Source organism: Streptomyces sp. NBC_01498 (genome assembly GCF_036327775.1).
GTDB lineage: Bacteria > Actinomycetota > Actinomycetes > Streptomycetales > Streptomycetaceae > Streptomyces.
In genome coordinates, this window is record NZ_CP109598.1 from 1,037,102 (window position 1) to 1,056,322 (window position 19,221).

The 19,221-nt window shown below is 72.4% G+C and carries 15 protein-coding genes and 2 pseudogenes; 1 reads left to right on the forward strand and 16 read right to left on the reverse strand.

Annotation, left to right across the window (positions count from 1 at the left end):
* Window positions 1-13: 13 nt before the first annotated feature.
* The 11 genes and pseudogenes from OG875_RS03955 to OG875_RS04005 all read right to left on the reverse strand — a co-directional run bounded on the left by OG875_RS03955 (window position 14) and on the right by OG875_RS04005 (window position 12,496).
* Entirely contained in the window at window positions 14-646 is a 633-nt protein-coding gene (locus OG875_RS03955; protein ID WP_330172812.1) for an MBL fold metallo-hydrolase, read from the reverse strand.
* 225 nt (window positions 647-871) lie between these two features.
* Complete coding sequence (pcaDC, locus tag OG875_RS03960) at window positions 872-2,191, reverse strand: bifunctional 3-oxoadipate enol-lactonase/4-carboxymuconolactone decarboxylase PcaDC (protein WP_330172813.1); 1,320 nt, start codon at window positions 2,189-2,191, stop codon at window positions 872-874.
* A 157-nt stretch (window positions 2,192-2,348) separates the two neighbouring features.
* Window positions 2,349-3,176, reverse strand: a pseudogene (locus OG875_RS03965) (class II fructose-bisphosphate aldolase); the annotation flags it as partial.
* A gap of 560 nt (window positions 3,177-3,736) precedes the next feature.
* A complete protein-coding gene (locus OG875_RS03970; protein ID WP_330172814.1) occupies window positions 3,737-4,642 on the reverse strand; it encodes an SIS domain-containing protein in 906 nt (301 codons plus the stop codon).
* A 125-nt stretch (window positions 4,643-4,767) separates the two neighbouring features.
* Window positions 4,768-5,343: a hypothetical protein gene (locus OG875_RS03975; RefSeq protein WP_330172815.1), complete on the reverse strand. Its 576-nt coding sequence runs from the start codon at window positions 5,341-5,343 to the stop codon at window positions 4,768-4,770.
* A gap of 365 nt (window positions 5,344-5,708) precedes the next feature.
* A pseudogene (locus tag OG875_RS03980) lies at window positions 5,709-6,860 on the reverse strand (ROK family glucokinase); the annotation flags it as partial.
* A 486-nt stretch (window positions 6,861-7,346) separates the two neighbouring features.
* Window positions 7,347-8,267, reverse strand: coding sequence for an ATP-binding cassette domain-containing protein (locus OG875_RS03985; RefSeq protein ID WP_330172816.1), 921 nt, complete (start codon window positions 8,265-8,267; stop codon window positions 7,347-7,349).
* Window positions 8,264-9,343 carry an ABC transporter permease gene (locus OG875_RS03990; protein WP_330172817.1) on the reverse strand — a complete coding sequence of 360 codons (1,080 nt, stop codon included), beginning with the start codon at window positions 9,341-9,343 and terminating at the stop codon, window positions 8,264-8,266. The genes OG875_RS03985 and OG875_RS03990 overlap by 4 nt, the downstream gene beginning before the upstream one ends.
* Window positions 9,340-10,371 carry a sugar ABC transporter substrate-binding protein gene (locus OG875_RS03995; protein ID WP_330172818.1) on the reverse strand — a complete coding sequence of 344 codons (1,032 nt, stop codon included), beginning with the start codon at window positions 10,369-10,371 and terminating at the stop codon, window positions 9,340-9,342. Before OG875_RS03995 ends, OG875_RS03990 begins: the two co-directional genes overlap by 4 nt.
* A gap of 154 nt (window positions 10,372-10,525) precedes the next feature.
* Window positions 10,526-11,539, reverse strand: coding sequence for a substrate-binding domain-containing protein (locus tag OG875_RS04000; RefSeq protein WP_330172819.1), 1,014 nt, complete (start codon window positions 11,537-11,539; stop codon window positions 10,526-10,528).
* A 153-nt stretch (window positions 11,540-11,692) separates the two neighbouring features.
* Entirely contained in the window at window positions 11,693-12,496 is an 804-nt protein-coding gene (locus tag OG875_RS04005) for a GntR family transcriptional regulator (protein ID WP_443079058.1), read from the reverse strand.
* A gap of 159 nt (window positions 12,497-12,655) precedes the next feature.
* Between OG875_RS04005 and OG875_RS04010 the strand changes: the two genes are divergently transcribed.
* Window positions 12,656-13,660: a Gfo/Idh/MocA family protein gene (locus OG875_RS04010; protein ID WP_330172820.1), complete on the forward strand. Its 1,005-nt coding sequence runs from the start codon at window positions 12,656-12,658 to the stop codon at window positions 13,658-13,660.
* A 78-nt stretch (window positions 13,661-13,738) separates the two neighbouring features.
* On the opposite strand, the gene OG875_RS04015 is transcribed toward OG875_RS04010, so the two are convergent.
* The 5 genes from OG875_RS04015 to alc form a co-directional block, all read right to left on the reverse strand.
* Window positions 13,739-14,161, reverse strand: coding sequence for a PaaI family thioesterase (locus OG875_RS04015; RefSeq protein ID WP_330172821.1), 423 nt, complete (start codon window positions 14,159-14,161; stop codon window positions 13,739-13,741).
* 49 nt (window positions 14,162-14,210) lie between these two features.
* Window positions 14,211-15,422 (reverse strand): cytochrome P450 family protein, encoded by a 1,212-nt coding sequence (locus OG875_RS04020; protein WP_330172822.1) that lies wholly within the window; start codon window positions 15,420-15,422, stop codon window positions 14,211-14,213.
* Between the two features lie 418 nt (window positions 15,423-15,840).
* Window positions 15,841-16,524, reverse strand: a complete 684-nt coding sequence (locus tag OG875_RS04025) for a response regulator transcription factor (RefSeq protein WP_330172823.1) — start codon at window positions 16,522-16,524, stop codon at window positions 15,841-15,843.
* Entirely contained in the window at window positions 16,521-17,744 is a 1,224-nt protein-coding gene (locus tag OG875_RS04030) for a sensor histidine kinase (RefSeq protein WP_330172824.1), read from the reverse strand. The genes OG875_RS04025 and OG875_RS04030 overlap by 4 nt, the downstream gene beginning before the upstream one ends.
* A 194-nt stretch (window positions 17,745-17,938) precedes the next feature.
* Complete coding sequence (gene alc / locus OG875_RS04035) at window positions 17,939-19,219, reverse strand: allantoicase (protein ID WP_330172825.1); 1,281 nt, start codon at window positions 19,217-19,219, stop codon at window positions 17,939-17,941.
* Between the last annotated feature and the right edge of the window lie 2 nt (window positions 19,220-19,221).

Sequence of the window (19,221 nt, forward strand, 5' to 3'; positions counted from 1 at the left end):
GCCGTCGCGACGGTCACAGCCGGGTGGACTCGCCGGGTGCCAGCCTGGCGTGGTCGGAGCCGCCGAGCCGGCCGACATGGCCGTCGTACATGGGCAGCGCCAGGTCGGTGAGCAGCGCGTCGTGGATGTCGAAGCTGCGGCGCGGCGCCACCTCGCGTACGTAGTCGACCACTTCGGAAATCTTGTTCCACGGGGCGTGCACCGGGAGCAGCAGGGTGTCGACGGGAGTGCCGGGGACGGTCAGGGCGTCGCCGGGGTGGAAGAGCGAACCGTCCACCAGATAGCCGACGTTGGTGACCCTCGGCAGGTCGGGATGGATCACCGCGTGGAGTTCGCCGTGCACCTGGATGTCGAAGCCGGCCGCGGTGAAGGTGTCGCCGTGGCCCACCGTGCGCACCCGGCCCGGAAAAGCCGCCGAGAGCTGGTCCGCGACGCTGCGCAGGGTCCAGATCTCGGTGGCCGGGTCCGATTCGAGTGCGGCGCGCAGCCGGCCCTCCTCGAAGTGGTCGGGGTGCTCGTGCGTGACGAGTACGGCCTCGGCGCCGAGCGCCGCGTCCTCCTCACTGAAGACGCCGGGGTCGACGACGAGTGTCCGCCCGTCCTTCTCCAGCCGGACGCAGGCGTGGGACTTCTTGGTGAGCTTCACCGTGACCACCTCGTGTGACGGGTTCCTGGTCGGAGTGCGGAGTTCGGAGTACGGAGTTCTGCGTTCGGTTCCGTAGGAGGGCGTCGTGCGTGGGCCGTGCGTACGCGCCTCCGCCTCCTTACGGAGACGTGGGGGTACGGCTCCGGCACCCCACCCCCATGGTCGACATCCTCGGTGAGGACGGCAAACGGGGGCAGGGCGGGAGCGCCGGAAGGCCCGGGTCGGTCAGGGATCGGGGGTGGTCTCCTCCTGGACGACGGCCGCGACGACCCGGAAGGCGGCGGTCACGGCCGGGAAGCCGCAGTGGACGGCCGTCTGGATCAGCACTTCCTTGATCTCGGCCGGGGTCAGCCCATTGCGCAGGGCGGCTCTGGTCTCGACGGCCAGCTCGTCGAGGTGGCCGCCGACGACGAGGGCCGTCAGCGTCACACAGCTGCGGCTGCGCCGGTCCAGGCCCTCGCGGTTCCACACATCGCCCCAGACATAGCGGGTGAGGAGTTCCTGGAAGTCGGCGGCGAAGGCGTCCGTCTCCGCCATGACCCGGTCGACGTGGGCGTCCCCGACGACCTCCCGGCGGACCCGCATGCCCGCCTCGTACGGATCGGCGCGTACGGCCGTCACGGCCCTCGGCTGCTCGGCGGAGGTGAGCTCGGCGACGGGGACGGTCATCGGCGACCCGGTCGGCGGCCCGACGGGTGTCCCCGGCCCCGGGTAGGTCGCCCAGTCGGGCAGCACCGTCAGTCCGGTCGAGGTGTCGGAGGGGTTCAGCCAGGCGGTCGAGAAGTGGCGCAGCAGCAGATCGGTGACGGCGGCCGGCTGCTCGACGGGCGCCAGGTGCGAGGCGCCCGGTACGAGCGCGAGCCGGGCGTCCGGTATCCCGGCGACCAGGGTGCGGGCCTCGGCGGGGCCGGTGACCTGGTCCTCGGCGCCGACCAGGACGAGCGTGGGCACCCCGATCCGGCCCAGCTCCGCGCGTATGTCGAAGGCGGCCATGGCCTCGCACGCGGCGATGTAGCAGCCCGGGTCGGTCGTACGGACCATCTGCACCGCCCACTCGACGATCGCGGGCTGCGCGGCGGCGAAACCGGCGGTGAACCAGCGCTCGGGCGCCGCGCGGGCCATCGGTTCGAGACCGTTCGTACGGACGATGACACCGCGCTGGCGGAACTCGTCCGCCGTGCCGAACCTCGGCGAGGACGCCACGAGCGCGAGCGAGGCGACCCGGTCGGGGCGGCGCAGCGCCAGTTCGGCGCCGATCGCCCCGCCGATGGAGCAGCCGACGTAGCCGAAGCGCTGCACGCCCAGCCCGTCGAGCGTGGCCATGAGGCGGTCCGCCAGTTCGGGGACGCCGGTGGCGGGGCGGGCGGGGGCGCCGCCGTGGCCGGGCAGGTCGAACCGGAGCACCCGCCAGTGCTTGGCCAGCTCGGGGGTCTGCCGGTCCCACATGTGCCAGGTGGTGCCCAGTGACGGAGCCAGGATCAGGACCGGTGCGTCGTCCGGCCCGTCGAGGCGGTACTGGAGGGTGGTGGTCTGTACGTCGGTCACCGCCTCACGCTCCCACGTCCCTCCCGGGCGCACGCGGGTGGGTCGGATCCCCGCGCAAGCCGTCCCACGTTGTGGCAGCCTCGCGAAGATCCTCGGCGCCGGGCTTCACATCCCGGGGCGGGGTGGCGGGCCGGGGGGCGGCCGGGGGGCGGCGGGCGGTGACCGTCCTGAGGCACTCGGCGGCCGACGCCGCGACGGCGGCGCGGGCGGGGGCCAGGAAGCGGCGCGGGTCGACCAGTTCCGGCGCCTCGTCCAGCGTGGCGCGGAGCGCCCCGGAGAAGGCGACGTTCAGCAGCGTACCGATGTTGATCTTCGTCATGCCGTGCTCGACGGCGGCCCGCAGCGTCGTGTGCGGCACACCGGAGGAACCGTGCAGGACGAGCGGTACCGGTACGGCGTCCCGGAGCCGGGAGATCAGCTCCAGATCGAGCGCGGCGGTACGGGTGACCATCGCGTGGCTGCTGCCGACGGCGACCGCGAGGGCGTCCACCCCGGTCTCGGCGACGAACCGCGCGGCGTCGGAGGGGTCGGTGCGCGCGCCCGGGGTGTGCGCGGAGCCCTTGCCGCCGATCTCGCCGAGTTCCGCCTCGATGAACAGCCCGTTGTCATGGGCCCAGCGGACGGCGGACCGGGTGGCGGCGATGTTCTCCTCGTCCGGCAGCGCGGACGCGTCGTACATGACCGAACTGGCGCCGCACTCGGCCGTACGGCGCAGCAGTTCGACGTCCTCGACATGGTCCAGGTGCAGGGCGAGCCGGGCCTCGCTCCGGCGCGCGACGGCCGCGGCGGCGGTGGCCAGCGGCAGGACGTCCCCGCCGTGGTAGCGGACGGCGTTCTGGCTGATCTGGAGGATCGCGGGCAGACCGGTCGCCCGCGCGGCCTCGGCGACCGCCTCGACGTGTTCGAGGGTGATGACGTTGAGGGCGGTGATCCCGTCACCCGAGGCACGGGCTTCGGCGATCAGATCCGCGCTGCGGACGAGCATGGGGGTCCTTTCGGAAGGTCGACGACCTACGGCCGGTCGGGGGGCCGGGGAGGCGGCGGGGCGGGCGAGCCGGGGTCCGTGAAGCCGGGGTCCGGTCCTGCTTCCGGTCAGGGGCCGGGCGGCGGAAGCCCGGGACGAGGGGCAGGGATCCGGTACTGCTCCCGGAGCGGACCGGGGAACCGGGAGCCGGGGAGTCGGGGTTCGGTACGGTCCGGCCCCCGGACCGGAACTGAGAACCGGGGCGCTGGGCCGTAGCGCCGGGTCCGGTCCCCGGGCCGGTGGTTCGTCCCGTACCGCCGTGCGCCCGCCTCGGGCGCCCGCACAGGCCACCACGCTCGGTGCGGTACGTCGCCGTACGCCGCCGGCCCGGGTGGGCGGGGCTGAGGGACCGGGGAGCCGGACCGGAGCCGGGGTCCGGTCCCGCTCCCCGTCCGGTGGGACGTCCCGTGCCGCCGTGCGCCCGCCTCGGGCGCCCGTACAGGCCGCCGCGCTTCGTCCGGACGTCGCCGTACGGGGAGTCCGGAGCCGCCCCGACGCTTCGCCTCCGGCGAGCGCGACCCTCATGAACCCGCCGGGTCCCCGGTCACGGAGTCGAGGACCACCGAACGCGTCAGCGCCCGCGGCCGGTCCGGGTCGAGTCCCTTGCGTACGGCGGTCGCCTCGGCGAGTCGCTGGACTCGCACCAGGTCGGCCTGCGGGTCCTCGGGGTGGTTCACGAAGAGCGCGCCGGTACGCGCCACGTCCGGTCGCAGCCCGTCGTCGTCGGGGCCGAAGTGCCAGACGAGGCGGCCGGGCGCGGCGATGGCGATGGGACCGTGCCGGTACTCCATGGACGGGTACGCCTCGGTCCACCCCTGCGTGGCCTCGCGCATCTTGAGCGCGGCCTCCCGGGCGATGCCGTGCGCCCAGCCCCGGCCGAGGAACGAGATCTGGTCGGCGTCGAGCCATTCCCCGGGCAGCGGCTCGGCGAGCGCCGCCCGCGCGGCCTCGGCCAGCGGCTCGGCCGGCTCGCCCAGACCGGCCCGCAGGGCGGTGAGCGCGGTCGTCGCGAAGAGGGTCTGCACGACGGACCGCTCGTCCGCGAAGGAGAGGTCGACGACATGCTCGGCCGCGTCCACGATCGGGGTGGTGGTGTCGCCCGTCAGCGCCACCGCCGGGTACCGGCCGCGCCGCCGGTCGAGGAGTTCCAGCACCTCGGTGGTGGTACCGGAGCGGGAGATGGCCACGAGACGGTCGTAGTCGCGCCCGTGGGGGAACTCGGAGGCCGCGAAGCAGTCCGTCTCCCCCTGGCCCCGGCTCTCCCGCAGGACGGCGTACGCCTCGGCCATGAACCACGACGTGCCGCACCCCACGACGGCGACCCGCTCCCCGGGGAGCGGCAGCCCGGTCCCGGGCCCGCCCGCGACGGAGGCGGCCCTGAGCCAGGACTCGGGCTGACGGGCGATCTCCTCGCCGATGAACGACATTGCGTGCTCCTTGGAGTTACGGGCGGTGCGGCCGGGCCGGGGCGCCGGAGTGCGACGCCCCGGGCGCCGCCGTCCGCGACGGCCGTCACGCCCGACACCTCCCGCCCCGTCGCCGTCCGGACGGTTCAGGGCGTGGTCGTGGAGACCAGGTAGACGCGTGGCATGGCCGGGTCGCTCAGGTCGACGGTGATGTCCTGGGTGGGCAGTGGGTCCTTCTGCCGGTGGGTGATGCCCGACCACACGCGGGTGGGGACGAAGTCCCAGCCGACAGTGCGCGAGTCGCGCGGCGCGATGGTGACGTTGCCCTCCTTCAGGGCGTCGCGGTGCGTGCCCAGTTCGGTGAGGAAGGTGTCGAGCCTGCCGGACGTCACGGTGAACTGCACGTACAGCCTGCTCGACTTCCAGTTGCTCGTCTCGTAGTAGCGCACGTTCGTGGCGCGGGCCGGGATGGGCACCTCGAAGACCCGCTGCTTCATCCGGGACGGTACGGCGTCGGTCAGTCCGGTCGCCGAGGACTCCAGTTCCTTGTCGAGACCGCTGCGCCGGCTCTGGCCGGCCGAGATCACCAGATAGCCGGCGGGGACGCCGATCAGCAGCACGATCACTATCGCCGTCAGCCAGCGGCGGCGGACCATGTGGCGGTGGTCCTCCGGCGGCTTCGCGGTGTCTTCGGGGGACTTCGCCTGATGGGGCACGGTCATGAGGGAGGTTCCTGGCTGGTGCGAGGGGCTCGGCTGGGGTGGTCGCGGGGTTCTCGCGGCGTCGGGGAGGACTCCGGCGCCCCGGACGACGCCCCCGTCCCGGTCCGCGGTTCCGCCGCGCGCGTCGTGTCCGTGTCGGGCGTCGTGTCCCCGTACGTGTCCGGCGTATCCGGCTTCGGGTCCCTGCCCGCACCCGTATCCGCGTTCGAGTCCACTGCCGCGTCCATGTCCGTCTCGGTGTCGGTGTCGGTGTCCGTGACCGCGTCCGGCTTCTTCTGCTGCTCGGGCTTCGCCGCCTCGGCCTCCCGCTGTTCCCGCAGCTCCGCCGCACGGGACTCCTCCGCCTCGCGCAGCTCCTGCTCCTCACGCAGGTCCTGCGGCATCCGGCCGGTGCGGATGGCCTCCGCGTACAGCTCGTACTTCTCGTACCGCTCCAGCCTGCGCCGGTTCGCCCGGCGGAAGCGGCGTGCCACCAGCCGGGAGAGGTCGGCGGCGCCCACCATGCCCGCCTCCGGGCCGAGTTGGGCCTTGGCGATACGGGCCTCCGGGCGGTAGCCGCGACCGGTGAGATGGCGGCGGAAGGCGTCCCTGGCGGGGCCGATCAGCAGATCGTCCGCCGCGCTGACACCGCCGCCGATCACGAAGCAGGAGGGGTCGAGCGCCGCCGCGAGGTTGGCGATGCCGACGCCGAGCCACTGGCCGATCTCCTGGAGGAGTTCGACGCACATGGCGTCGCCCTCCCGGGCCAGTTCGGTGATCAGCGGTCCGGTGATGTCGGGGATGTGGCCCTTGACGCGGTCGATGAGGTTGTACGCCACCGGGGAGTCGGCCGCGGCCAGCTCCCGGGCCTCGCGGACCAGCGCGTTGCCGGAGCTGTACTGCTCCCAGCAGCCCCGGTTGCCGCACGGGCAGCGGTGCCCGGCCGGGACGACCTGCATATGGCCGAACTCGCCCGCCACACCGTACTTGCCGCGCTTGACCCGGCCGTCCTCCAGTATGGCGCCGCCGATACCGGTCCCGAGCGTGATCATGACGAGGTGGTCCTCGCCCCGGCCAGCGCCGAATCGCCACTCCGCCCAGGCGGCGGTGTTCGCGTCGTTGTCGACCATCACCGGGACGGCGAGGCGGGAGGAGATCGAGTCCCGGAGGGGTTCGTCGCGCCAGGCGAGGTGCGGGGCGAAGAGGACCTTGGCCCGGTCGGCGTCCACCCAGCCCGCCGCGCCGATGCCGACGGCGTGCACGTCGTGGCGGTCGGAGAGGTCCAGCACCAGCTCGACGATGGTGTCCTCGACCACCCTGGGGCTCTTGGACTTGTCGGGCGTCTCGGTGCGGATCTTCTCCAGGATGTTGCCGTCCGGGTCGACGACCCCGGCCATCACCTTCGTACCGCCGATGTCGATCCCGACGGTGGGCACGCGCGGCGCGGAGGCGTGCGAGCGGCGTTCGCGGGTGCCGACGGTCCGCAGGACGGTGGCGCGGGCGGAGCCGCGGTGGGTGAAGTCACGGTAGGTGCTCATCGGACGGGCCCCCTCGCGTACCGGGTTCCTCCCGCAGGCCGGACACCTCTCATGGATCGGGTTCCTCCCGCGGGCCGGCCGCCTGTCGCGTGTCGGGTGTCTGTCGTGGTCCCGACACCCCTCGCGTACCGGGTTCCTCCCACGGACCGGACACCCGTCACGGATCGGGTGCCTGTCGTGGTCCCGACACCCCTCACGGATCGGGTGCCTCCCCTGAGCCGGACACCCGTCGCGGCCCGGGACCCCTTCGCCGCCCGAAGACCTCCGCCGGGCCCGGGGCCCGCCGAGGGCCGGGATCTTCCCGTACGCCCGTCGGGGCCGCCTGCCGTACGGACGACGCTGCTACCGGAACGCGGCCTGGCTACTCGCACGTGTCGTGTCGTCCCTGCGGGTCGTGGTCACGCCGCGCCGGAGGTCCGGGGGGCCGCGGCGGTGGACGGGCGTCCACCGCCGCCGATTCTGCCATCCGGACGGTACGGAGGGCGGTCAGGGCTTGGCACTGCCGCCGGACCGCTTCGCGTTGGTGTCTTCGTCCCCCGGATGCCCGCCGCCGTCCACCGGGCGGCCACCGAGCCGGGCGGGCCCGGGGGCCTTGGCCAGCTCGTGGCTCAGCTCCTCCAGCTCCGAGCCGCCCGCCATCTGGCGCGTCAGCTCGTCCAGGGTGATCGACTCCCTGGTGTGGCTGCCCGCCATGACACCCCGCTTGAGCAGCACGAACCGGTCGCCGACGAGATACGCGTGGTGCGGGTTGTGCGTGATCAGTACGACGCCCAGCCCGGCGTCACGCGCGGCGGCCACGTACTTCAGTACGACCCCGGACTGTTTGACGCCGAGCGCGGCGGTCGGCTCGTCCAGGACGAGGACCTTCGCGCCGAAGTGGACGGCGCGGGCGATCGCCACGCACTGCCGTTCGCCGCCGGACAGGGTCCCGATGGGCTGGTCCACGTCGCGCAGGTCGATGCCCATCCGCAGCAGCTCGGCGCGGGTGGTGCGGCGCATCAGGTCGACGTCGAGGCGCTTGAACGGTCCGGCGCCCTTCGTCGGTTCGGAGCCGAGGAAGAAGTTCCGCCAGACGGGCATGAGCGGTACGACGGCCAGGTCCTGGTAGACGGTGGCGATGCCCAGGTCCAGTGCCTCGCGCGGCGAGCCGAGCGACGTCCGCGCCCCCTCGATGAGGAACGCGCCCGTATCGTGCCGGTGCAGTCCCGCGATGATCTTGATGAGGGTGGACTTGCCCGCGCCGTTGTCGCCGAGTACGCAGGTGATCTCCCCCGCGCGCACCTCCAGCGAGACACCTTCGAGGGCCCGGATGTTGCCGTAGTACTTACTGACGCCGTCCAGTTCGACCAGCGGGGGCGTGGCCGCCGTCGCGGAGCCGGTCGTCTCCGTCGTGCCGTGCGTGGTCATCGGGTCGCCTCCGCGCGCTTGCGCACCCATGCGTTGAGCAGGGTGGCCAGAAGGAGCATCGCTCCGAGGAAGAACTTGAACCAGTCCGGGTTCCACTCCGCGTACACGATGCCCTTGCTGGTCATGCCGAAGATGAACGCGCCGACGGCGGAGCCGATCGCGGAGCCGTAGCCGCCGGTGATCAGACAGCCGCCGATGACCGCGGCGATGATGTAGATCAGCTCGTTGCCGACGCCCTCGCCGGACTGGACGACGTCGAACGAGAAGAGCAGATGCTGGCCGGAGACCCAGGCGCAGAAGCCGACGCCCAGGTAGAGGCCGGTCTTCGTCAGCCGTACCGGGACACCGACGGCGCGGGCGGCCTCGGCGTTGCCGCCGACCGCGAAGATCCAGTTGCCGAAGCGGGTACGCAGCAGGATCCAGGTGGCCAGCGCGACCAGGCCCGCCCACCACAGGATGGTGACCTTCAACTCGACGCCGCCGACTGTCAGTTCGGAGGCGAAGAGCGCACGCGCCGACGTGAAGCCCGCCATGTCGCCGATGCTCTTGGTGGAGACGGTGCCGCTGATCAGCTTGGTCAGGCCGAGGTTGAGACCGGTGAGCATCAGGAACGTGCCGAGGGTGATGATGAAGCTCGGCAGTTTCGTGCGTGTCAGCATGAATCCGTTGAACACCCCGATGGCGAGGGTGACCAGCAGGGACACCAGGACGCCGACCCACACGTTGGCCGTCATCTGGTAGCTGAACATCGAGGAGATCAGCGCCGAACTGGTCACCAGGACACCGGCGGACAGGTCGAACTCGCCGCCGATCATCAGCAGCGCCACCGGCACCGCCATGATCCCGATCGTGGACGCCGCGTACAGGACGGTGCCGAAGCTCGACGTCTTCAGGAACGAGTCGGCGACGACCGCGAAGAACAGGAACACCGCGAGGGCGCCGACGACCGCGCCCAGTTCGGGCCTGCCGAGGAGCTTGCGCAGCGGCGAGTCGCCGAGCAGCCGCTCGTCGCGGGCCGGACCGCCGCCCCCGCCGTCGCCCGGCAGATCCTTCACGGGTGGTGCGGTGGTGGTCATCGGGTCCCTCGTTCCGCGTATTCCTGGAGCTCGGCGGCGTCCTGACGGCCCACGATCTGCGGTCCGGTGAGCACGGGCCGCCCGCCGCCGAGCACATGCGCGTTGTACCGGTGGAGCCAGAGCAGATCGACGGCCTCGTACCCCTGGAGGTAGGGCTGCTGGTCGACGGCGAAGCCCAGCCGGCCCGCCTTGAGCGAGCCCGCGACGGCCTCGTTGAGGTCGAACGTGTCGATCTCGGCCTTGCTGCCCGCCGTCTTCTTCGCCTTGACGGCGGTGTCGGCGAAGGGCGCGCCGAGGGTCACGACCGCGTCGATGCCCCGGTCGGTCTGGAGCTGGGCCTCGATGGACGCCTGGACGTCCGGCATGTTGGTGCCGTCGACGTACAGGTTGCGCATCGTGCCGTCGAAGGTCTTCTTCGCCCCGGCGCAGCGCTGTTCGTGGCCCACGTTGCCCTGCTCGTGCAGGACGCACAGGGCTTTCTTCCTGCCCCGGCGGTCCAGTTCGTCGCCCACCGCCTCGCCGGCGACGGTCTCGTCCTGGCCGATGTGGGTGAGCGCGCCGAACGCCTTCGACTGCTCGGAGCCCGAGTTGACGGTGATCACCGGGATTCCCGCCCTGGTCGCCTTGGCGACGACGGCCTTCATGGCGTCCGGTTTGGCGAGGGTGACGATCAGCCCGTCCACGCCCTTGTCGATGTACGACTGGACGAGCTGCGCCTGCTGCTGGCCCTCGTCGCTGTGCGCGTACAGGAAGGAGATGTTGTCCTTGGCGGCGGCCTGCTTGGCGCCCCGCTGGACGATGTCCCAGAAGGTGTCGCCGTCGCCGGAGTGGGTGACCATGGCGACGGTCCACTTCGGTGTGCTCACCGCGGCCCGCCCCTGTGCCCTGGACTCGGCCGCCGCGGCCCTGTCCTCGGCGCGCTTGCCGCCGGTGCCGCTGCATCCCGCCAGGGCCGCCGCCCCGAGAACCGCCGCCAGCACCGCGCCCAGCGCGCGTACCCCTGTCCGAACCGCCCGAACCCCACCCACGACGCCGTGCCCTTCCCGCTGCGTTTACCGGAACCGCCGGGCGCGACACGTCGCGGCCCGGCGGCCCAAGTATCGGTCATGGCGGGTCCGGGGCGGGCCGCCGGGTGGCGGCAGGCGCACGCCGGCGGGGTCGCGGGGTGCGGGCGGCGCCGGTTCATCGGGTGCCGCGGGCGGTGAACTTCTCCAGTGCGGGGACGTCCTTCTCGGTCACCAGCGCGGGTCCGGTGAGGACGGGCTTTCCGCCGCCGATGACATTGCCGTTGGTCTTGTGGAGCCACAGTTCGTCGATCGCGAGATACCCCTGGAGGTAGGGCTGCTGATCGACGGCGAAGCCGATCTCCTTGGCCTTGAGCTGCTTCACCACGTCGGCGTTGAGGTCGAAGGTGTTGATCTCGGCGCCGGAGCCGGAACCCTGCTTGGCCTTGACGGAGGCGGCGGCGAACGGGGCGCCGAGCGTGACGACCGCGTCGATGTCCGTGCCGCTCTGGAGCTTGGCCTCGATGGACGACGTGGAGGCGGGCATGTTGGTGCCCTCGACATTCAGATTCTCGACGGTGCCCTCGAAAGTCTTCGCGACACCGGCGCAGCGGGCTTCGAGCGAGACGTTGCCCTGTTCGTGGATGACGCAGAGCGCCTTCTTCTTTCCGCGCTTGTTGAGTTCCTCGCCGACGGCCTCACCGGCGACGGCCTCGTCCTGGCCGATGTGGGAGAGCGCCCCGAAGGGCTCGGAGAACTCGGCTCCGGAGTTGATCGTGACGACGGGGACACCGGCCGCGGCGGCCTTGGCGAGGACGGCCTTGACCGCCTCGGGCTTGGCGAGGCTGACGACGAGTCCGTCGACGTCCTGGTCGAGGTAGCTCTGGATGAGCTGGGCCTGCTCCTTGCCCTCCTTGTTGGCGGCGTAGAGGAACTGGACGTTGTCCTTGGCCGACGCGACCTTGGCGCCGCTCTGCACGATGTCCCAGAAGGTGTCGCCCTCCCCGGAGTGCGTGACCATGGCGATCTTCATGCGCGGGGTGGTGGCCGCCGTACCGCCACCGCCTCCGTCGTCGGCCTTGTCCTCGGACTCCTTGCCGCCGGAACCGCTGCATCCGGTGACGAGGGCGAGCGCGCATGCGGTCAGCAGCGCCGCCGCCGCGCGGGCCGCCGCCTTTCGGTTCGTACGCATGGTGGATCCGCCTTCTCTTCCGGCCGCCCCGTTGCGGCTGGGGGGAAGTTCTAGCGGCGGGCGCCGGGGCCCGTCAAGACATTGTCCGAACATTCTTACGAAAGAAGAGGAACCCCGGAGATCCTGTGGAGACCGTCCGGGACAGGGGGTTCCTCACGGACGGACGAGGAGCTGGAACTCGAAGGTGTAGCGCGAGGCCCGGTAGACATGGGCACCGAACTCGACGGCGCGGCCGGTGTCGTCGAGCGTGGTCCGTGCCATGGCGAGGAGCGGCGCGCCCGTGGTCTCGCCGAGCAGTCGGGCCTCCTCGGCGTCGGCGGCGCGCGCGCCCACCGTCTGCCGGGCACTGTGCAGGGTGATGCCGACGGCGCGGATCATCCGGTAGAGGCCGGTGGATTCGAGCTGGGCGGTGTCGCAGTCGAGGAGGTCGACGGGGAGGTGGTTGCGCAGGCGCGCCATCGGTTCGTCGTGGGCGTACCGGAGCCGTTCGACCAGCCGTACGTCTGCCCCTTCCGGGATCCCGAGCGCGGCGGCGACCTCGGCGCCGGCCGGTTCGACGGTGTTGCGGAGCACCCGGGTGGCGGGGCGCTGGCCGGCCGCCTCCAGGTCGTCGTACAGACTGCTCAGCTCCAGGGGCCGGCGGACCTGGCTGTGCAGGACCTGGGTGCCGACGCCCCGGCGGCGTACCAGCAGACCCTTGTCGACGAGGCACTGGATGGCCTGTCGTACGGTGGGCCGGGAGAGCCCGAGCCGGCCCGCCAGTTCGATCTCGTTGCCGAGGAGGCTGCCGGGTGCGAGCCTGCCCTGTTCGATGGCGGCTTCGAGCTGCTGCGACAGCTGGAAGTAGAGCGGGACGGGGCTGGTGCGGTCGACGCCGAGCTGGAGCGCGGCGGCCTGGAGCGCGCCGGGCCGGGAGGCCGGCCCGTTCGGCTGCGCTGGTTCCGGCTGCTGGGGCACGGTGGCGAGCGTAGCCCCGTGAGATGTTGACGGAAAGTCCTGTAGTCCGGTTGTCAGGACAAGCACAGACCGGCGCCGTTCGGACAAAGATCAACACCAGGTCCTCATGTCAGGACAAACGCTTGACACGAGGACAGCGCCAAGGTCACCTTGGGGCCCATGCGCATCGGACTCATCGGCACCGGCCGGATCGGCACCTTCCACGCGGAGGTGCTGAGCCGCCATCGCGAGGTCGGCTCCCTGGTCGTCGCCGACACGGACGCGGCGCGGGCCGCTTTCGTCGCCGACCGTACGGGCTCCACGGCGGCCCCCTCGGTGGACGAGGTCTTCGCCTGGGGCGTGGACGCCGTCGTGATCGCCTCCGCCACCTCCGCGCACGCCGAACTGATCAGCCGCGCCGCGCGGGCCGGGCTGCCCGCGTTCTGCGAGAAGCCGATCGCACTGGACCTCAAGGGCACGCTGAGCGCCCTGCGCGAGGTGGACACGGCCGGTACCGTCCTGCAACTGGGCTTCATGCGCCGTTTCGACGCCGGTTACGGCGCGGCCCGCGACCTCGTACGGTCCGGCGCGCTGGGCCGGCTGCACACGGTGCGCGCCCTGACCTCCGACCCCGCGCCGCCGGCCCCGGAGTATCTGCCGCTGTCCGGCGGGCTCTACCGGGACTGTCTGGTCCACGACTTCGACATGATGCGCTGGGTCACCGGGCGCGAGGTGGTGGAGGTGTACGCGACGGGGTCGGACACCGGCCCCCCGATGTTCCGCGAGGCCGGGGACATCGACACGGCCGCCGCCGTGCTCACCCTGGACGACGGGACGCTCGCCACCGCGACGGCCACCCGCTGCAACGGCGCCGGGTACGACGTACGGATGGAACTGGCAGGCGAACGGGACCAGTTCGCGGTCGGTCTGGACGACCGTACGCCGATCACCTCGACCGAGCCGAAGGGCCCGCCGCGCTGCGACAACCCGTGGCCGGGGTTCCTGGAGCGGTTCGCCCCGGCCTACGAGGCGGAACTGGATGCCTTCATCCGGGTCGTACAGGGCGAGCTGGAGAACCCGTGCGACGGCCACGAGGCGCTGCACGCCCTGCGGATCGCCGAGGCGTGCGAGCTGTCGCGGCGGGAGCACCGGCCGGTGCGGCTGGACGAGATCCCGGACGTGTGACGGACCGGGACCGGTCCGGGTGCCGCCGGGGCGGGTCCTTCGGCCGCTGCCGGTGGGGTCGCTGCGAGGGCCGGGCGGTCACTCCTCCTTGCGCATCGGGAGCACCGTGCCCTGTGCCACCGCGCACAGCGTCTCCGTGCCGTCGTCCGCCACGGTCAGCAGATCGCACCGGACCGTGGCCTGCCGCCGGCCCGCGTGCACGACCGAGGCGCGGGCGACCAGGGTGCGGCCGACGCCGGGCCGCATGTACTGGATGGAGAAACCGGCCGTCAGTACGGCGGGGCCGAGCAGCGTGCCGGCAGCGAACGTGATGCTGTTGTCCGCCGCGTACGCCAGCACCCCGCCGTGCAAGTAACCGTTCTGCTGCTGGAGATCCTCCCGGATGTCCAGTTCGAGCTCCGCCTCGCCGTCACCGAAGACCATGACCCTGGTACCGAGCAGGCTGCTGAAAGGCTGGCCGGCCAGCACCTTCCGCGCCAGGACAATGTCGAACTCCCGCATGGTCAGACTCCTCCGGAACGTACCCGCGCGGCACTCCGCGCCTTCCTGGCTACCACCGCACCGGCAGACCCCGCACCCCACGGATCAGCATTCCGGGCAGCCAGTCCAGCGGCCCCTTGTCCGGGTCGAGGGTCAGGTCGGGGCAGCGTTCGAGAAGGGTACGGATCGCGATCCGGGCCTCCAGGCGCGCGAGTGGCGCGCCGAGGCAGTGGTGGATGCCGTGCCCGAAGGCGAGATGTCCGTGGTTGCGGCCCTTGGCGCCGGTGGCGGTGGCCGTCGGGGTCCGTCGGATGTCGAAGCGGTCCGGGGCCGGGTAGCGCGCGGGGTCACGTCCGGCTGCGCCGAGCCCGACCAGTACCACCTCGTACGCGGGGATGACCGTGCCGCCGATGGTGACCGGCTCGCGGGTGAAGCGGGCGGTGCCGTTCAGGACCGGGCCGTCGTAGCGCAGCATCTCCTCGATCGCGCCGTCCAGCAGCCCGAAGTCGTCGCGCAGGGCGGCCAGTTGGTCGGGATGACGGAGCAGGGCCCGGACGCCGTTGGTGATGAGGTTGACCGTGGTCTCATGACCGGCGATCAGCAACAGATAGGCCATCGAGCGCAGTTCGGCGGCGGAGAGCCGGTCACCGTCCTCGGCCCGGGTGCGCAGCAGCGCGGAGATCAGATCGTCGGAGGGACCGGAGCACCGTTTGTCCTCTATCAACTCGTCGAAATAGGCGCCGAGTTCATGGACCGCGGTGTGTTCGCCGGTGGAGGAGGCGGGGGCCACGATCTCCGTCGACCAGGCGCGGAAGATCTCGCGGTCGGCGGCGGGCACCCCGAGGAGTTCGCAGATGACGGTGATCGGCAGCGGATACGACAGGGAGTCGACCAGATCGCCGTGGCCCGCGGGGAGCATGGCGTCGATCAGCCGGTCGGTGAGGTGCTGGACGCGTTCCCGTAACCCGGCGACTCTACGCGCGGTGAACTCGCGGGCGACGAGCCGGCGCAGACGGGTGTGGTCAGGTGGGTCGGCCACCAGCAGATTCGGGCCGATGACCCGTTCGTCGAGCATCGTGCGGCCCACCGTGGCCGGGGACTTGGAGAGCCGGGGGTCGGCGAGCGCGGCGCGCGCCTCGTGGTGTCCGACGATCAGCCAGAGCAGGTCGCCGGTGGGCGTACGGATCTGGTGAACCGGCCCGGACGCACGCAGCTTCGCGTAGTACGGGTACGGATCGGCGGTGAAGTCGGGCCCGTACGCCCCCAGATCGACAACGGTCACCCCGTCAGATTACGACGCTCCGGCGCGCGCCGCCGCACGCGCGGTCATATGAGCGGTCATGAGTGCTCGTGAGCGGTTGTGTGCGCTGTCTTGTGTGCGCGGTCTTGTGTGCGCGGTCTTGTGAGCGGTCGCCCGGGGACTCGTGAGTGCGCGCGTGCGGACGGTCGCGGGGTGGGTCGCGAGGGCGCGCGTGCGGCTCGTGCGGACGGTCAAGCGGCGTGTGCGGACGGTCGTGCGGGCGCGTGCCGAGGGGGTGCGCGCCGCGCGTGGGGTCGCACGCGCCCGGCGGCACCGAGGTGACGTCACCCCACGTCGAAGGAAGGCCCGGGGATCGGTCCGGGAACGGGTCGGGGGATGCGTAGAGGGATCAGTCCGGGGATCGGTCCCGGGTCGGGGGTGGTGGGCCGGGGGTGGTGGCTCAGGGCGTGTCCCGGCCGTCCGTCACCAGGTCGGCGTCGTGGACCAACAGGGCTATCTGCACCCGGTTGTTGAGCCCCAGCTTGGCCAGCACGCGGGACACGTGCGCCTTCACGGTGGGGACGCTCATGTACAGCTCCGCCGAGATCTCCGCGTTCGACCTGCCGCGCCCCACGGCGAGCGCCACGTCCCGCTCACGCTCACCGAGACGGGCCAGCCGGCCGGTCGCGGTGTTCTTCCGCGCGCCGCCCGGTGTTCCCGCGACATGGAGCATCAACTGGCGGGTGACGGCCGGGGAGAGCACGGGCTCGCCCGCCGCCACCTGCCGTACCGCCGAGACGATCTCGGCCGGCGGTGTGTCCTTCAGGACGAACCCGGCGGCGCCCGCGCGCAGCGCCCGCAGTACCTGCTCGTCCGCGTGGAACGTGGTGAGGACGATGACTTCGGGCGCTCCGGCGCGCGCCCGCAGCCGCTCGGTGGCGGTGAGACCGTCCATCACGGGCATGCGGATGTCCATCAGCACGACGTCCGGAGCGCGTTCCCGGACGAGTTCCTCGACCTGGGCGCCGTCGGACGCCTCGCCGACGATCTCGATGCCGTCCGCTCCGCCCAGCATGAAGGTCAGCCCCGCGCGTACGAGCGCGTCGTCGTCGACGATGAGCAGCCGGACGGTCGTGGTCGTCATGGGGACCACGGTAGCCAGGCCCGGACGGCGAATCCGCCGTCGCCCGTGGGGCCGTGCTCGAACCGGCCCCCGGCCAGGGTGGCGCGTTCGGTCAGCCCGATCAGCCCCTGGCCGGATCCCGGCACGTCGGGGACCGGCCCGCGCGGTGCCTCGTTGCGTACCTCGACGGTGAGTCCGTCGCCCGGTCCGCCGCTCACGAGGACGGTCGTGGCGGTGCCGGGGGCGTGCTTGCGCGCGTTGGTGAGCCCCTCCTGGGCGATGCGGTAGGCGGTGCGGCCGGTGGTGGAAGATACGGCGGCCGGGTCCGCGACGCCGCGGTCGAGGGTGACGTTCATCCCGGCCTCGCGGGACTCCTCGACCAGGGCGTCCAGGGTGGCGAGGGTGGGCTGCGGACGCTCGCCCTCGTCGCCGGGCGCACGCAGCACGCCGATGATCGTCCGCAGGTCCTGGAGCGCCTCGTGCGCGCTGTCCCGGATCACGCCCGCGGCCCTGGCCACCTCGGCGGGGGGCGCGTCGGGTCTGAACTCCAGCCCGCCCGCGTGCACGCTGAGCAGCGACAGCCGGTGCGCCAGCACGTCGTGCATCTCGCGGGCGATCGCCTCACGGGCCAGGCGCTGCGCCTGCTCGGCCCGGAGCGCGGCCTCGGTCTCCGCCCGTACGGCGCGTTCGCGCAGCGCGAGGACCAGTTGGCGGCGGGACCGTACGAGCATGCCCGAGGCGAGTGCGAGCAGGACGAGGAGCGCTCCGACGACGACCGAGACGAACCGGGACTCGGTCGGGTCGGGGCGCAGGTACGCCTGGGCGGTCATGCTCACCAGGGCCAGCCCCGCGACGTACGCCACGGGCTTGACCGGCCGGTGGACGGCCAGACCGACGAGCGCCACCAGCACCGCGCCGCTCGCGGTCGGCGCGACGACCTGCACGAAGACGAGGCAGACGGTCAGGCCCAGGGGCCGGCTCCGCCGTACCCAGAGCGTGCAGCAGGCCAACAGACCGATCAGCAGATCGGCCATGATCAACATCTCGTCGTTGCCAGCTCGTTCGGCGGCGTCCAGCGCGAGCATGCCGACGAACGCGGCGAAGAGGAAGAGCATCAGGTCCACGGCCCAGTCGCGTACGGTCCGCCGGGGCCGGCGCACGCCCCCGGTCCCGCCGGAGGCGTGCTCGGCGGGCCCCGCCATGGCCGAGGGCAGCAGCCAGGAGTACTCCGTACGCGTCATACGACCAATCTAGGCAGGTGGCGCGGGGCACGGAGTCTGCCGGGCGGAGCCCGATACCAAAGTCGCGGGAGAATCGACTTGGGGCCCGGGGCCGGCGGTTCCGCGTGGATCCGGCCGGACCCGCCCCGGTCCGCTCCGGTCCGCTCCGGTCCGCTCCGCCGCACAGCCTCCGGCTCGGACACCGGCGCCCCGTGTCAGCCGCCCAACTCCCGGTGGCGTTCGGCCAGTCGGGCCGCCCCGTCGTCGGTGAGGGAACCGAAGAGGCGCAGCCGGGAGATGCCGCCGTCGGGGAAGATGTCGATCCGGACCTGGCGGGCGGTGACCGGGCGGTCGAGGACGAAGCGGTGAACGCTGTCGGGCTGGAGCCGCGTACGCGCCAGGATCTCGGTCCAGTCCCCGCCCGGCCCGGCCCCCGTCGCGCCGCCCGGTCCGGCGTCCGCGTCAGCGCCGGCACCGGTGCCGGTGCCGGGACCTGTGTCCGCAGCGGTGCCGTGTTCGCTGTCCGCATCGGTGCCGGGACCGGCGTGGGGATCGGTGCCGGGGCCGGCGTCGCGGACCGAGAGCGCCGCCCAGCCCGCCGCGTTGCCCTTCAGGTAGGCCGTGTCGATCTCGACGGCGCGGATCTCGGACCGCTCGGCGAGCGCGTACCGGATCCAGTCGTGACCCGTGTCGCGGCGACGGCGGGTCTCCCAGCCGTCGTCCATCTGCCGTGAACGGCCGGGCCGGATGGTGTTCGTGGCCGGTGAGTAGAAGCGGTCGGACGCGTCCTCCACCCGGCCGCCGTTCTCCAGCGCGACGAGGTCGAACGTGCCGAGGGCGGCCAGCCAGCCCGGGTCGGGCGCGGTCTCGCCGTACACCCGCAGCCGCGCGATGCCGCCGTCGGGATGCTGGTTGACCCGCAGATGGGTGAACCGGCGCCCGGCCCCGTCGGAACCGACGCCGGCCGCAGCACCGACGCTGAAGCCGTTGGCCGCGTGCCCGCCAACGACCGTACGCGGTACGAGAGTTGTCCAGGGCACCCCGTCGGCCAGCAACTCCTCCGGGGACGGGGAGCCGGGCAGCGACGTCGCCTCGATCGACACCGCGCGCGGGTAGTTGCCGCGGAAGTGGGCGGTGTCGACCACGATCCCGCGTACGACTCCGGGCACGCCGAGCCGTACGAGGGCCCAGTCGTGGTCCTCGCCGGTGGGATGGGGCCGGGCGGCGGAGGCGCCGCGCCTGCGGCGGGTCTCCCAGCCGTCCATGATCTTGCCCTTGTGCCCGAAGCGCTCGGGGTCGAACACGGCGGGGCCGGGCGTGAGCAGGTTCTCCCGCTCGGCGAAGAACTCGTCGTTGGCGGCGACGACGGCGGCGCCGAGCCTCCGGTCGGCCAGATCGACCAGGCCGGTGAAGGGCAGGTCGGCGCTGCGGTAGTCGGCGTACGGGTCGCCGCCGCCGTACGGACGGGCATCACCGGTGAACGACGTTGTGGCCACGG